This is a genomic window from Pseudomonas entomophila L48 (assembly GCF_000026105.1).
Taxonomy (GTDB): domain Bacteria; phylum Pseudomonadota; class Gammaproteobacteria; order Pseudomonadales; family Pseudomonadaceae; genus Aquipseudomonas; species Aquipseudomonas entomophila.
In genome coordinates, this window is record NC_008027.1 from 5,166,737 (window position 1) to 5,181,748 (window position 15,012).

Sequence of the window (15,012 nt, forward strand, 5' to 3'; positions counted from 1 at the left end):
TCCTGCACAGCTCCCCGGATCGCCGCATGACCGACAGTTTCGTCACCCAGTGCCCGCATTGCCAGACCAGCTTTCGCGTCACCCATCATCAGTTGAGCGTGGCCCGCGGCGTGGTGCGCTGCGGCAACTGCCTGCAGGTGTTCAATGCGGCGAAGCAGCTGCTGGAGCAGAACCGCACCGCCAGCGACCGGGGCAGCGCGGCGCCCGCCGAGCCTGCACCCGCTGCGCACCCGCTGCCCGTGGCACCGCCGGTCGCCGAACCTCCCGCAGCGGGCGAAGACGACTGGGCCGTGACCGCCGAGGAGCTGGACGCCCTCGACCTGGACTCGGAACTCGCGCGCCTGGAGCGTCGCAGCCCGGCCGAGCGCCAGGCGGCGATCACCGCTGGCACGCTACATGCCCGCCGTGACGACCAAGGCAGCGAGGAACCGGCAGACGAGCTGTTCGGCACCGCCACCGACGACGACCTCGCCCCGACACCCGAGCGCGAAACGGCCCCAGTGCTGGTGGAACAGGCGCCACTTGAGCTGGAACCGGACATCGACGAACGCACCGAACCTACCCTGGGCACGACGGATCTCGACCTGGACGACGAGCCACCGGTACGCCACCAGGCGCTGGATGACGACCTCGACACGCCGAGCACGCCGCTCTCCACTCACGATGAGCCGCTACCTGAAAAAGGCTTGTCCGCAGTGGACGATGAGGTGCGTGGCGAGCGCCTGTCGGCCCATGACGAAGACGAGCTGGACGATCACCCCGTCGAGCGCCTGGAACCCAGCCTGCTGGGCAAGCCCGAGCGCCCGAACAAGGAGCCGCTGGTCGATGTGGTCGACGACCCGTTGCAATTGGCCTGGGAAAAACCTGCCCCCAACTGGGGCAAGCGCCTGCTGTGGGGCTTCCTGACCCTGCTGGCCGCTGGCCTGCTGGCATTCCAGTACGTCTGGTTCCATTTCGACGAGATGGCCCGCCAGGACCAGTACCGCCCCTGGTTCCAGCAGCTGTGCCCGATGGTCGGCTGCCAGGTGCCGACCCGTGTCGACATCTCGCGAATCAAGAGCAGCAACCTGGTCGTACGCAGCCACCCAGACTTCAAGGGCGCGCTCATCGTCGACGCGATCATCTACAATCGCGCGCCCTTTGCCCAACCCTTCCCCCTGCTGGAGCTGCGCTTCGCCGACCTCAACGGCCAGCTGATCGCCAGCCGGCGCTTCAAGCCCAGCGAGTACCTGTCGGGTGAGCTGGCGGGCCGTGGCGAGATGCCCAGCCAGACGCCGATCCACATCGCCCTGGACATCCTCGACCCGGGGCCGAAGGCGGTGAACTACAGCCTGAGCTTCCGTTCGCCGGAGTAGCCGACGGACGGCAAGGCCCCGGGTAACAACGCGCTCTGTAGGAGCGGCTTCAGCCGCGATGCGGGTATCACGCTGCCGAGCACCCGCTTCGCGGGTGATCGCGGCTGAAGCCGCTCCTACAGAGGTCGCGTCAGGCCAGTGGGGCCCCGGATGCGCATGAGCGGCTGAAAACCCAGGCCCACGCCCTCGTGTCATAACGCCGCAACTGTTCAGATTTTATCCAGATTCATCTTTATCCGGTCATCGAGAGCGGGTATCATGCCATCCCTTTTTCGAACTCCAATGATTCGGCCCCACAACAGGGAACACCTATGTCGGCGGTACGCATCGGCCCATACACACTGCAGAACAACCTGATCCTCGCGCCCATGGCCGGGGTCACGGACCAGCCTTTCCGCACACTTTGCAAACGCCTCGGGGCGGGCATGGTGGTGTCGGAAATGGTGACCAGCGACATGAGCCTGTGGAACAGCCGCAAGTCGAGCCTGCGCCGCATCCATGAAGGCGACGCGGAGCCCCGCTCGGTGCAGATCGCCGGTGGCGACGCGCAGATGATGGCGGCGGCGGCCCGGGCGAACGTCGAAGCCGGCGCGCAGATCATCGACATCAACATGGGCTGCCCGGCAAAAAAAGTCTGCAACAAAGCCGCAGGCTCTGCTTTATTGAGAGATGAAGCCTTGGTCAGCGAGATCCTCCACGCCGTGGTCGGCGCAGTGGAGGTCCCGGTGACGCTGAAGATCCGCACCGGCTGGGACCGGGCGAACAAGAACGGTCTGAACGTGGCGAAGATCGCCGAACAGGCCGGTATCCAGGCGCTGGCGGTGCATGGCCGCACACGCGCCGACCTGTACACCGGTGACGCCGAGTACGACACCATCGCCGCGATCAAGCAGGCGGTGTCGATCCCGGTGTTCGCCAACGGCGACATCACCTCGCCACAAAAGGCCCGGGCGGTGCTGGACGCCACCGGCGCCGACGGCCTGCTGATCGGCCGCGCCGCCCAAGGGCGGCCGTGGATCTTCCGCGAGGTCGAGCATTACCTGCGCACGGGCGAGCACCTGCCTGCACCGGCGCTGGACGAAGTGGAACGCATTCTGCTGGAACACCTGGCCGCGTTGCATGCCTTCTATGGCGATGTGATGGGCGTGCGTATCGCCCGCAAGCACGTTGGCTGGTACCTGGCGACCCGACCCGGCGGCAAGGAGTTCCGCAGCCGGTTCAACGCCTTGGAAGACACACAAGCGCAGTGCGCCAACGTTCAGGCCTTTTTCGCCGAGCGTCGACAGAGCCTTGGGACAGAGGACGAACAAGGGGTGGCCGCATGACGATGATGACCGAGACATTAGTGAGTGGAACAACGCCCGTGAGCGACAACGCCAACCTCAAGCAGCACCTGAACACGCCGAGCGAGGAGGGCCAGACGCTCCGCGACAGCGTCGAGAAGGCGCTGCACAACTACTTCGCCCACCTGGAAGGCGCCACCGTCACGGACGTGTACAACCTGGTGCTCTCGGAAGTCGAGGCGCCCTTGCTCGAATGCGTGATGAACTACGTCAAGGGCAACCAGACCAAAGCCAGCGAGATGCTCGGGCTCAACCGAGGCACGCTGCGCAAGAAGCTCAAGCAGTACGATCTGTTGTAAGGCCAGAACCCCAACCAGAAAAGGCGCTCATGCAAAGAGGCGCCTTTTTTGCTGACTCCACCGCGTTATGGAATCTGAAATGACCGACCAGACTACCCGCCTGCCGATCCGCCGCGCCCTGATCAGCGTCTCCGACAAGACCGGTATCCTCGAATTCGCCCGTGAGCTGCAACAGCTCGGTGTCGAGATCCTGTCCACCGGCGGCACCTACAAGCTGCTCAAGGATAACGGCGTAAACGCGGTGGAAGTGGCCGACTACACCGGCTTCGCCGAAATGATGGACGGCCGGGTCAAGACCCTGCATCCGAAGATCCACGGCGGCATCCTCGGCCGTCGCGGCACTGACGACGCCATCATGAACGAACACGGCATCAAGCCGATCGACCTGGTCGCGGTCAACCTGTATCCGTTCGAAGCCACCATCAGCAAGCCGGGCTGCGACCTGCCCACCGCCATCGAGAACATCGACATCGGCGGCCCGACCATGGTCCGTTCGGCGGCGAAGAACCACAAGGACGTCGCCATCGTGGTCAACGCCAGCGACTACGCCGGCGTCGTCGAAGGCCTGAAAGCCGGTGGCCTCACCTACGCCCAGCGCTTCGACCTGATGCTCAAGGCCTTCGAGCACACCGCCGCCTACGACGGCATGATCGCCAACTACATGGGCACCATCGACCAGTCTAAAGAGTCCCTGTCGACCGAAGACCGCAGCGAGTTCCCGCGCACCTTCAACAGCCAGTTCGTCAAGGCCCAGGAAATGCGCTACGGCGAGAACCCGCACCAGAGCGCGGCGTTCTACGTCGAGGCGAAGAAAGGCGAAGCCAGCATCTCCACCGCCATCCAGCTGCAGGGCAAGGAGCTGTCGTTCAACAACGTGGCCGACACCGACGCCGCGCTGGAGTGCGTGAAGAGCTTCGTCAAGCCGGCCTGCGTGATCGTCAAGCATGCCAACCCGTGCGGCGTTGCGGTCGTCCCCGAAGACGAAGGCGGCATCCGCAAGGCCTACGACCTGGCTTACGCCACCGACACCGAATCGGCGTTCGGCGGCATCATCGCCTTCAACCGCGAGCTGGATGGCGAAACCGCCAAAGCCATCGTCGAGCGCCAGTTCGTCGAAGTGATCATCGCCCCGAAAATCTCCCAGGCCGCCCGCGAAGTCGTGGCCGCCAAGCAGAACGTGCGTCTGCTGGAGTGCGGTGAGTGGCCAGCCGAGCGCGCCGCCGGTTGGGACTTCAAGCGCGTCAACGGTGGGCTGCTGGTGCAGAGCCGCGATATCGGCATGATCACTGCCGATGACCTGAAGATCGTCACCAAACGCGCACCGACCGAACAGGAAATCCACGACCTGGTGTTCGCCTGGAAAGTGGCCAAGTTCGTCAAGTCCAACGCCATCGTCTACGCCAAGAACCGCCAGACCATCGGTGTCGGCGCCGGCCAGATGAGCCGCGTCAATTCCGCGCGCATCGCCGCCATCAAGGCCGAGCATGCCGGCCTGCAGGTGCAGGGCGCGGTCATGGCCTCGGACGCGTTCTTCCCGTTCCGCGACGGCATCGACAATGCGGCTAAAGTGGGTATCAGCGCCGTGATCCAGCCGGGTGGCTCGATGCGTGACGCTGAAGTCATCGCCGCCGCTGATGAGGCTGGCATCGCGATGGTATTCACCGGCATGCGCCACTTCCGCCACTAATCAGATACCAGGCCGGTCCCGGGCCCTGTAGGAGCGGATTCATCCGCGATTGCGATGCTGGATTCTCCGCCGCCATCGCGGATGAATCCGCTCCTACAAGGGCCGGGGATCGCCGCCACACAGAGGTTTTGACATGAAAGTTTTGATCATCGGCAGCGGCGGCCGCGAGCACGCCCTGGCCTGGAAAGTCGCCCAGGACCCCCGCGTCGAGAAAGTCTTCGTCGCCCCGGGCAACGCTGGCACCGCCATTGAAGCCAAGTGCGAGAACGTCGCCATCGACGTTACCGCCCTGGAACAACTGGCCGATTTCGCCGAGAAGAACGTCGACCTGACCATCGTCGGCCCGGAAGCACCGCTGGTGCTCGGCGTGGTCGACCTGTTCCGCAGCCGTGGCCTGGACTGCTTCGGCCCGACCAAGGGCGCGGCCCAGCTGGAAGGTTCAAAAGCCTTCACCAAGGACTTCCTGGCTCGCCACAAGATCCCCACCGCCGACTACCAGAACTTCACCGAGATCGAGCCGGCCCTGGCCTACCTGCGTGAAAAAGGCGCCCCCATCGTGATCAAGGCCGACGGCCTGGCCGCGGGCAAGGGCGTGATCGTCGCCATGACCCTGCAGGAAGCCGAAGACGCCGTGCGCGACATGCTCGCCGGCAACGCCTTCGGTGAGGCCGGTTCGCGCGTGGTCATCGAGGAATTCCTCGACGGCGAGGAAGCCAGCTTCATCGTCATGGTCGACGGCCACAACGTACTGCCCATGGCCACCAGCCAGGACCACAAGCGCGTCGGCGACAAGGACACCGGCCCGAACACCGGCGGCATGGGCGCCTACTCGCCCGCACCGGTAGTCACCGCAGACGTGCACCAGCGTGTGATGGACCAGGTGATCTGGCCGACCGTGCGCGGCATGGCCGAGGAAGGCAACGTCTATACCGGCTTCCTCTACGCAGGCCTGATGATCGACAAGGCGGGCAATCCCAAGGTCATCGAGTTCAACTGCCGCTTCGGCGACCCCGAGACGCAACCGGTCATGCTGCGCCTGGAGTCGAGCCTGGTGCTGCTGGTGGAAGCCGCATTCGCCAAGGCCCTGGACAAGGTCGAAGCCCAGTGGGATCCGCGCCCGAGCCTGGGCGTGGTGCTGGCCGCCGGTGGCTACCCGGGTGACTACAATAAAGGCGACGTGATCAGTGGTCTGGACGCTGCCGCCAAGCTAGAAGGCAAGGTGTTCCACGCCGGTACCGCACTGAAGGACGGCCAGGTAGCCACCGCAGGTGGTCGTGTGCTCTGCGCCACTGCCATGGGTGACACCGTCGAGGCCGCCCAGCAGCAGGCCTACCGCCTGGCCAAGGAAGTGACCTGGAACGGCAGCTTCCACCGTACCGACATCGGCTACCGGGCCATCGCCCGCGAGCGCGGTGAACACCAGCAGTAATACTGCGCCGAATGGCCGCCGCGCCCGGTGCGCGCGGCCTTCGGCTCGTCGACAAGGCCCTTCGGGGCCTTGCCTTCGCCTTGGCGCGCCGCGCATAGTTGTTACCCGGCACATTAGCTAAGAAGGGATTTCGTCGTGCGTCGGCTTCGGATTGCCACTGCCCTGATCGTCAGCCTGCTGACCCTGCTCTGCCTGCTCCCGGCCCACGCCGACCAGGCCGGGGGCTGGTCCGCGCTGCTCGATGAACAGGCCAACCTGCAGCTGTCCGACGTACGCTCCGAGCGTTACCGCAACCAGTTCAGCCCACTGGCCCTCGAAGAACTGGATGCCGCCCTCCCCGACCAGGCCCTGTGGCTGCACTACCGCCTGGAACCGAACGACCAGGAGCAACTGGTCCGTATTTTCGCCCCCGACCTGTCACGCCTGGACCTCTACGCCCTCGAAGGCGGCAAGCTGCTGCGCCAGCTGCATCACGGCAGGCAGGGTGATGGTGTCAGCCCCACCCAGCGCGGCAGGGACCATGTGCTGCCACTGCCGCACAGCAATCAACCGCTGGACATCTACCTGCGGTTGGTCTCCGAGCACCAGTTGCGTCCGGCCATCAGTGTCGAGTCCACTGCCCACGCTGCTGCCGACCAGCGCCAGTCGCTGCTGTTCGGCCTGCTGTTCGGCGGGCTGGTGATGCTGATCCTGCACAACCTGATCCGCTTCGCCTACACCCGCTCCAACACCACCCTGGTGCTGGCGCTGTACCATGCCCTGATGCTGCTCAGCGCGCTGATCCTGCTCAACCTCAGCGGCCCCTGGTGGCACCTGTGGTACAGCGCCCAGACCCCGGCCGCCTATCTTACGCTGGTGCTGGCGGGCCTGGCCGGCCTGTACTTCACCGTGCATTTCTTCTCGCCATGCGGCTCGGCACGGCTCACCCGCTTACTGCACCTGGAAATGCTGGTGGCGGGTGTCAGCGGCCTGGTGTTGCTGTTCGTCGATACATTGCCGCTGAACCTGATGACCTATGCCCTGCTCGCCATCGGCAGCCTGAGTATGTTGCTGGTCAGCTGCTATCACTGGCACCGGGGCTACACGCCAGCGCGCTTGTTCGCCGTGGCCATGCTGGTCTACAACCTCGGCGGCTTGGTGCTGCTACCGGCACTGCTGGGCCTGACCCGCACCCCGACGCCGTGGCTGCTGTGCATCCTGATGGCCTTGACCGTGGCCAGCGGCCTGCTGCTCAACCTGGCCGTCAGCGAACGCCTGCGGCGCATCAGCGAGGAACGCTTCCGTGCCAGCCGCGCCCTGGCCGCCAGCGATGCCGAAATCAACGCCAAGGCCGAGTTCCTGGCCAAGATCAGCCACGAAATCCGCACCCCCATGAACGGCGTACTGGGCATGACCGAGCTGCTGCTGGGCACGCCGCTGTCGGTCAAGCAGCGCGACTACGTGCAGACCATTCACAGTGCCGGCAACGAACTGCTCACCCTGATCAATGAGATCCTCGACATCTCCAAGCTCGAGTCGCGGCAAATCGAGCTGGACGATGTGCAGTTCGACCTCAACGCCCTGATCGAAGACTGCCTGAACATCTTCCGGGCCAAGGCCGAGCAGCAGAACATCGAGCTGATCAGCTTCACCCAGCCACAGGTACCACGGGTGGTCAGCGGCGACCCGACGCGCTTGCGCCAGGCCCTGTCGAGCCTGCTCGACAACGCCTTGAAGAACACCGACCAGGGCGAGATCCTGCTGGTGATCGCCCTCGATCAACGCGGCGACGCTCCGCGCCTGCGCATCGCCGTGCAGGACAGCGGCGAGCCCATGCCACCGGCCGAGCGCGACGCCCTGCTGCAAGCCGAACTGCACAGCCGCCACTTCCTCTCCAGCAACAAGCTCGGCGGCCACCTCGGGCTGGTGATCGCCAAGCAACTGATCGGCCTGATGCAGGGCGAGTTCGGCATCAAGACCAGCACCAGCATGGGCAACACCCTGTGGCTGACGCTGCCGCTCGACCCGCTGCGTCTGGAGCAACCGCCCACCGACCTCGACGGCCCGCTGCGCGACGCGCGGGTGCTGGTGGTCGACGACAACGACACCTGCCGCAAGGTGCTGGTGCAGCAATGCAGTGCCTGGGGCATGAACGTCAGTGCCGTGCCGTCGGGCAAGGAAGCGCTGGCGCTGCTGCGTACCAAGGCGCACCTGCGCGACTACTTCGATGCCGTGCTGCTGGACCAGAACATGCCCGGCATGACCGGCATGCAGCTGGCGGCCAAGATCAAGGAAGACCCGAGCCTGAACCACGACATCCTGGTGGTCATGCTCACCGGCATCAGCAACGCGCCCAGCAAGGTCATCGCACGCAACGCCGGGGTCAAGCGCATCCTCGCCAAGCCGGTGGCCGGCTACACGCTCAAGACTACCCTCGCCGAAGAGCTGGCCCTGCGCGGTCGCGAACAAGTACCCCCGGTTTTGCCGGGCAGCATCCCGCAGCCATTGGACCTGCCCAGCGACTTCCGCATCCTGGTGGCAGAGGACAACAGCATCTCGACCAAGGTCATCCGCGGCATGCTCGGCAAGCTCAACCTCGAGCCGGACACCGCCAGCAATGGCGAGGAAGCCCTGCAAGCGATGAAGGCCAGGCGCTACGACCTGGTGCTGATGGACTGCGAGATGCCGGTGCTCGATGGCTTTTCCGCCACGCAACAGTTGCGCGCCTGGGAATCCACCAATGGCCGACCGCGCACGCCAGTCGTGGCATTAACCGCGCATATCCTCAGCGAACACAAGGAACGCGCGCGCCTGGCAGGCATGGACGGACACATGGCCAAGCCGGTGGAGTTGTCGCAGTTGCGTGAGCTGATCCAGTTCTGGGCAGGACAACGCCAAGTGGTGTCCGACGACACCACGCAGATCCTGTAGGAGCGGCTTCAGCCGCGATCACCCGCAAAGCGGGTGCCACGCACCGAGATGGCTGCTTCGCGGCTGAAGCCGCTCCTACAAGTTCCGTGCTATACAGGTGCCACCCATTCCCGCCGCGGACTCAGCGCCATGCTCCATGAGTTGTTCAGCGTCTACCTGAAGATGCTCGTGCTCTACAGCCCATTCTTCGTGCTGTCGTGTTTCATCGGCCTCACCCGTGGCCACTCAAGCAAGGAACGCAAGCAACTGGCTTGGCGCGTGGCCATCGCCACGTTGGTGGCCAGCGTGCTGCTCTATCTGTTCGGGCGGGTGATCTTCGGCGTATTCGGCATCACCGCCGACGCGTTCCGCATCGGCGCCGGCTCGGTACTGTTCATCTCGGCGCTGGGCATGGCCCAGGGCAAGTCGGCCGTGCAAACCGACAACGTGCAGCAGGATGTGACCATCGTGCCACTGACCATCCCGCTGACCGTCGGCCCCGGCACCATCGGCGCGCTGCTGGTGATGGGGGTGGGCCAGCCGCATTGGGACGACAAGCTACTGGCCATCGTCAGCATCGCCCTGGCCAGCTTCACCGTCGGGTTGGTGCTGTACCTCTCGCACCGCATCGAGCGACTGCTGGGTGACCAGGGCTTGCAGATCGTCAGCCGGCTGATGGGGCTGTTCGTCTGCGCCCTGGCGGCGCAGATCATCTTCACCGGCATCAAGGGTTACCTGGTGCCTTGAGAACAGCGCTTCAGATTTCGTACTCGCTGACATTCTTGCGCGTCAGGTCACCCAGGCGAGTGGCCACATCTTCGCGCACACGGGCGTAATGCTCGGTGTTGAAGCTCAGCAGCGCGGCACCGGAGTAGCTGTAGGCCCCGGTATTCTTCCATTCGAACACCAGGGTGTCCGTGTTCTTTTCCATGCCATCGGTGCTGACTGCGGTCAGCAACATGAGCACTTCGCCCTCCGAGTTCTCAAGGCAGGTCACCAGGCCGATGGAACCGGTCTCCCTTTCCTCAAGGTTGCGCTTCAACACTTCCTGAGGCTCGGTGATACTGCCGAGCGACTCCAGGGCATCGCCCGCCAGCTTGCCCAGCGCCTCACTGACAGGACCACCAAATGCAGCCTGACCTACTGCCTTCATGGCCTTGAAGGCGATGCTGCCTAGGGTGAGCGACTGGGACTCGGAGTGCTCGCGTTCATAGGTGCGGCGGATGGTCAGCCAGCCCAGGTCTTCCATGACCTCGAGCGCCCTCTTGTACCACTCCTCGCTCTGCTCCTTGGTGGGGAACTGCTTGGATGCCACTCGAGAAGCAAACTGGTACGAGTGCAGGATGTCGGAGCGTGTTTGCGCCTTAATGCCCGCAGCAAAGGCCATCAGCGATTGCTCGACGACGGCGGCGGAATTGGTCTCGGTCACTAGAATGTTGCTCATGGTGTATTCCTTCAAGTCTGCCCCGGCATAAGCGCCGGGTGAGACTTAAAGCTATACGGTTGAGCAATATGTATAAGCGGGCCGGTTTTCCCTTACGGTCAGGCTTTCACCGGGTACCAGCGTGGTGTGTACACCCACTCGGCGCCGTCGGCACGAGGGAATGTGCAGGTGGTCGAGGAGCCAACCAGCACCATGGTGCGCATGTCGACCATCGTCGGCTCCAGCTCCCCAAGGGTGACCACACGCAGCGTCTGCCCCGGCCGTCCGATGTCACGGCCCAGGACCACCGGCGTGCTGGCGTCGCGATGCCGACGCACCACCTCCAACGCCTGCCCCAGTTGATGAGGCCTGGCCTTGGAGATCGGGTTGTAGAAGGCCAGGACCAGGTCAGCCTCGGCGGCCAGGTCCAGACGCTTCTCGATGATCGACCACGGCTTGAGGTTGTCCGACAGCGACATCACGCAGAAGTCATGCCCCAGCGGCGCCCCCGCTTGCGCGGCGGTAGCCAGCGAGGCCGACACGCCTGGCAGGATCTCCAGGTCGACGCGCTGCCAGGCCGGATCGCGAGACTCATGAAGCGCTTCGAGTACCGCGGCGGCCATGGCGAACACGCCCGGATCACCCGACGACACCACCACCACCGAACGGCCCTGAGCCGCCAGTTCGAAGGCATGGCGGGCACGCTGCATCTCTTCGCGGTTATCAGTGCAGTGCAGCACCTGGTCCGCCCGGAACGGGCCTGCCATGCGCACGTAGGTTTCGTAGCCGAGCACATCCTGGGCCCGCGCCAACTCAGCCTTGACCACCGGCACCATCAGCTCGGCTGCGCCGGGGCCCAGACCGATCACGGCCAGGCGGCCGCGGCGACGGCCGATGCGCTCGACGTCGACAGGCGCGACGGTAACGGCATGGGCAAGCCCCGTAGACGAGCCTACGCACGCTTGCGGCAGTGCATCGGCCAGCATTTGCTCGAGGCTCTCGGCGGCTGGAACAAAACGCAGGGCAACGTTCAACGCCTGCGCGGCCTCGTGCAGGGCGGGCTCCGCCATCTCGCCCTCGCTTGCCAGCAAGCACGCCAGCGCCGGCTCGGCGATGTTCGCCCGCAGCAATTCCTCACGCACCTGTTGCACCAGGTCTGGGGCACCGACCGTGACCGCCACCACCACGCAACGCGCATGGATCAGCAGCTCGTCACGGCTGGCCGGGCGCAGCGCGCTCCCCACATGGATGGTGCGTTGCGCATCGTCGCTGGCGGGCAGTTGCGCGTGCTCGAGCCACGGCGCGTCGCCTTCGACACGCACCGCTTCGCCGGCCAGCAGGTCGGAAACGAAGCGCTTGCCCTGTTCGAGATCCGCCAGCGCATAACCCTCGGGCGGGTTGAGCAGGCAGGTGCCGAAGCGCAGCTCGCCACTGGTGGTGATCGCCGCGTTCACGCCCAGCACTTCGCCGATTTCGCGGGCCATGACATTGACCCCACCCAGGCCACCGAGCAGTGGCACCACGGCACTGCCGTCCTCGGCCACCGCCAGCACCGGCGGCTCGACGCCTTTTTCGTTCAGCAACGGCGCCAGGGTGCGGATGACGATACCCGCCGCGCACAGGGCGATGATCGGCGTGTCCTGCTGATAGAGCGCGCGCAAGGTATCGCCGAAGGCCGCGTAGTAACGGTCAGCCCCCTCCACGCGCCCTTGCAGGCCATGGATCACGGCCTGTGGATAACATTGCTGGACACGCTGCGCGGTGGCCAGGCTGCCCGGGCCGAGAATGACGATTGCCGGTGCGTTGTTCATCCCTGCCATTTCTCACCCGGCACGATGATCAGCGAGAAGTACGGCGAGGACTGCGGGTCGACTTCGTCCAGCGCGACGATCTTCTGGTTGGCCATGGTCGCCCGCTCCACATAGAGCGCACGCCCATCCAACCCCAGATCCGCCAGCACCTGGCGGACCTTGGGGAAATTGCGGCCCAGCTTCATGATCACCGCCGCGTCGGCGTCGGCCAGGCGACGCTTGAGTTCCTCGTGGGGCAGTACGCCGGAGAGCACGGTGAGGGTCTGGTTGCGGTACACAAGTGGCGCACCAAGCACCGAGGCGCCACCAAGCATCGAACACACGCCGGGGATCACCTGGGCCTCGTAGCGCGTGGCCAGGCGGTCGTGCAAGTACATGTAGGAGCCGTAGAAAAACGGATCACCTTCGCAGATCACCGCCACGTCGCGGCCGGCGTCCAGGTGCGCCGCCACCTGCAGGCTGGCTTCGTCGTAGAAGTCGCTGATCACCTGTTCGTAGGAGAGCGGCGCGGGCAGTGCCTCGGTGGTCACCGGGTACACCAGCGGCAGCAAGGTCTGCTCGGCTTGCAGATGCGCTTCGATGATGCCGAAGGCGTTGCCGCGCTTGCCCTTGGCCACGAAGTACGCCACCACGGGCGCCTCGCGCAGCAGGCGCAAGGCCTTGAGCGTAATGAGTTCAGGATCGCCAGGGCCGACACCCAGGCCCAGCAGTCTTCCGCGCGCGTGCATCATTCCACCTCCGTGGCCAGGGCGTTGACCGCGGCGGCGGCCATCGCACTGCCGCCCAGGCGGCCCTGCATGATCACGAACGGCACGCCACGGCTGTCGGCGGCGAGCATCGCCTTCGATTCGGCGGCGCCGACGAAGCCGACCGGGAAGCCGAGGATCAGCGCCGGTTTCGGTGCACCGGCATCGAGCATTTCCAGCAGGTAGAACAAGGCGGTCGGCGCGTTGCCAATCACCACCACACTCCCTTCCAGGTGCGGGCGCCACAGCTCCAGGGCCACCGCCGAACGGGTGTTGCCCTCAGCCTTGGCCAGGTCCGGTACGCTCGGGTCGCGCAGGGTGCAGATCACCGGGTTGTTCGCCGGCAGCCTGGCGCGGGTAATGCCCTCGGCGACCATGTGCGCGTCGCAGAGGATTGGCGCGCCCTTGGCCAGGGCTTCGCGACCAGCGGTACCCGCGCCTTCGGAGAACTGCAGGCCATCGATGGCCTCGACCATGCCGCAGGCATGGATCACGCGCACGGCGAGCTTTTCAAGATCGGCGGGGATCCGCTCGAGCCGGGCCTCCTCGCGGATGATCCGGAAGGAATTGCGATAGATCTCCTGACCATCGCGGATGTAGTCAATCATCAAGGTGCTCCGTCGGCAGGTCGAGCATGGCGCCTGCTTCTTCTGGGGTGAGGTCGGCTGCGCGCAGCCTGCCGAAGCCCGGCAAGCGCGCGTCGCGCAAGTAAAGGTCATAACGGCCCGGGGCGCGGGCCAGCAGGGTGGCTGGGGCGGCATGGGCCATGGCGCAGGAGCGTGGGCAGGCTGTCAGGTGCACGCTGCCCGGGGCACCGTGGTGCAGCAGGGCGGCCAGGGCAATGGCGTCGGCCTTGGTGTCGGCCTGGGCCTTGGCGCAACCGCTGGAGCCGGTGCAAGCGACGACCCGCGCCAGTGGATGTTCGTTGTGGCAGAGCATGCCGGATGCCGTCAGTTGCGCGCGTGCGTTTTCCAGCTCGGTCGGCTCGAGGGAAGTCAGCACCAGGCTCTGCCAAGGCGTCAGGCGCAAGCTGCCATCGCCCCATTGCCGGGCGATGCGCGCGGCACAGCGAAGCATTGCGGCCGTCAGGCGCCCGAGGGGCGGCGCGACGCCCAGGGCCACGCCCTGGCGCTGGGGCAGCACGCCCAACCAGGGGCTTGTCGTCGCCAGGCGTTGCCAGGCCATCGACGTGGTATCGATCTGAATCGCCAGCCCTTCCAGGAAGTGCTCAACCGGGCACACCTGCAGCAATTGACGCATGCGCGACTGCTCGGGTGTCGCCAGATCAAGGAAGCGCTCCAGCACCGCGCGCACCAACGCCGGCCCCTGCTCCATCGGTACCGCACCCAGCGCCTGGCCATTCGACAGGCTGCTCGCGAGGCCGAACCGCAACCAGATGCGCCCTTCGCGCTGCATCGCGGACAACCACAGGTCGTGGGGGTGCTCGAGCATCGCCAGGCTTTCGCCGCCATCGAGTTGCACGGCGAACTTGGCCGACAGCTTGTGGAACCTGGGAGTGCTCTCCAGCAGCGCGAGGATCTGCCCGGCCAATGGCCGGGTGTCGAACAGCATGGCCGGGTCGAGACCGGCCAACGGACTGAGCATGAGGTTGCGCACATCGTCACCTGCCGCGTCACGCGGGCCAAGTCCTGCGGCCAGCAGATGCTCGACCAGGCCACGGTGGTTTTCACCGATGCCTCGAATCTGCAGATTGGCCCGGTTGGTCGCCTCGATCACTCCACCGGCGAAGCGCTCGGCGGCGTCGGCCACGGCATCGGCCTGGTCGGCCAGCAGCAGGCCGCCGGGCAGCTTGATCCGGCAAATGCCACCGTCACGCGCGGCAACGATGCGCCACAACCCCGGACAGGCCGAGGGACGGGGCGAAACTTCGGGGGACGGGGGCTGCGTCAAGGGGGCATCCGGCAATCGTGAAAGTGCGCTTCTAGTGTAGAAGGCGCGGTATTATGCCTGCTTTGTCCGGCGGCATGAAAAACCGGTGGTCGAACGTTCAATTTCGGGGTTGCTGCGCA

The 15,012-nt window shown here is 65.4% G+C and carries 12 protein-coding genes; 7 read left to right on the forward strand and 5 right to left on the reverse strand.

All coding sequences use genetic code 11. The features are described 5' to 3' along the window. Window positions 1-26 precede the first annotated feature (26 nt). The 7 genes from PSEEN_RS22480 (at window position 27) to PSEEN_RS22510 (ending at window position 9,749) form a co-directional block, all read left to right on the forward strand. Complete coding sequence (locus PSEEN_RS22480) at window positions 27-1,355, forward strand: DUF3426 domain-containing protein (protein ID WP_011535874.1); 1,329 nt, start codon at window positions 27-29, stop codon at window positions 1,353-1,355. 311 nt (window positions 1,356-1,666) lie between these two features. Next, window positions 1,667-2,680, forward strand: coding sequence for a tRNA dihydrouridine synthase DusB (gene dusB / locus PSEEN_RS22485; protein ID WP_011535875.1), 1,014 nt, complete (start codon window positions 1,667-1,669; stop codon window positions 2,678-2,680). Further along, the gene (fis, locus tag PSEEN_RS22490) at window positions 2,677-2,997 is read left to right on the forward strand and encodes a DNA-binding transcriptional regulator Fis (protein ID WP_011535876.1); all 321 of its coding nucleotides are present in this window, start codon (window positions 2,677-2,679) and stop codon (window positions 2,995-2,997) included. The genes dusB and fis overlap by 4 nt, the downstream gene beginning before the upstream one ends. A gap of 79 nt (window positions 2,998-3,076) precedes the next feature. Further along, window positions 3,077-4,684: a bifunctional phosphoribosylaminoimidazolecarboxamide formyltransferase/IMP cyclohydrolase gene (gene purH / locus PSEEN_RS22495; protein ID WP_011535877.1), complete on the forward strand. Its 1,608-nt coding sequence runs from the start codon at window positions 3,077-3,079 to the stop codon at window positions 4,682-4,684. A 133-nt stretch (window positions 4,685-4,817) separates the two neighbouring features. Beyond that, on the forward strand, window positions 4,818-6,113 hold the full coding sequence (gene purD / locus PSEEN_RS22500; protein WP_011535878.1) for a phosphoribosylamine--glycine ligase: 1,296 nt from the start codon (window positions 4,818-4,820) through the stop codon (window positions 6,111-6,113). A 135-nt stretch (window positions 6,114-6,248) separates the two neighbouring features. Further along, the gene (locus PSEEN_RS22505) at window positions 6,249-9,023 is read left to right on the forward strand and encodes a hybrid sensor histidine kinase/response regulator (protein ID WP_011535879.1); all 2,775 of its coding nucleotides are present in this window, start codon (window positions 6,249-6,251) and stop codon (window positions 9,021-9,023) included. A 129-nt stretch (window positions 9,024-9,152) separates the two neighbouring features. Continuing rightward, the gene (locus tag PSEEN_RS22510; RefSeq protein ID WP_011535880.1) at window positions 9,153-9,749 is read left to right on the forward strand and encodes a MarC family protein; all 597 of its coding nucleotides are present in this window, start codon (window positions 9,153-9,155) and stop codon (window positions 9,747-9,749) included. A gap of 10 nt (window positions 9,750-9,759) precedes the next feature. Here the strand turns inward: PSEEN_RS22510 and PSEEN_RS22515 are convergent, their stop codons facing one another. The 5 genes from PSEEN_RS22515 to cobG form a co-directional block, all read right to left on the reverse strand. Beyond that, the gene (locus PSEEN_RS22515; RefSeq protein WP_011535881.1) at window positions 9,760-10,446 is read right to left on the reverse strand and encodes a hypothetical protein; all 687 of its coding nucleotides are present in this window, start codon (window positions 10,444-10,446) and stop codon (window positions 9,760-9,762) included. Window positions 10,447-10,544: 98 nt separating this feature from the next. Continuing rightward, window positions 10,545-12,236 (reverse strand): precorrin-3B C(17)-methyltransferase, encoded by a 1,692-nt coding sequence (gene cobJ, locus PSEEN_RS22520; RefSeq protein ID WP_011535882.1) that lies wholly within the window; start codon window positions 12,234-12,236, stop codon window positions 10,545-10,547. Then, complete coding sequence (locus PSEEN_RS22525; RefSeq protein WP_044488494.1) at window positions 12,233-12,964, reverse strand: precorrin-2 C(20)-methyltransferase; 732 nt, start codon at window positions 12,962-12,964, stop codon at window positions 12,233-12,235. Before PSEEN_RS22525 ends, cobJ begins: the two co-directional genes overlap by 4 nt. Continuing rightward, window positions 12,964-13,590, reverse strand: a complete 627-nt coding sequence (locus PSEEN_RS22530) for a precorrin-8X methylmutase (RefSeq protein ID WP_011535884.1) — start codon at window positions 13,588-13,590, stop codon at window positions 12,964-12,966. The genes PSEEN_RS22525 and PSEEN_RS22530 overlap by 1 nt, the downstream gene beginning before the upstream one ends. Then, the gene (gene cobG / locus PSEEN_RS22535; protein WP_011535885.1) at window positions 13,583-14,908 is read right to left on the reverse strand and encodes a precorrin-3B synthase; all 1,326 of its coding nucleotides are present in this window, start codon (window positions 14,906-14,908) and stop codon (window positions 13,583-13,585) included. The genes PSEEN_RS22530 and cobG overlap by 8 nt, the downstream gene beginning before the upstream one ends. Window positions 14,909-15,012: the final 104 nt, after the last annotated feature.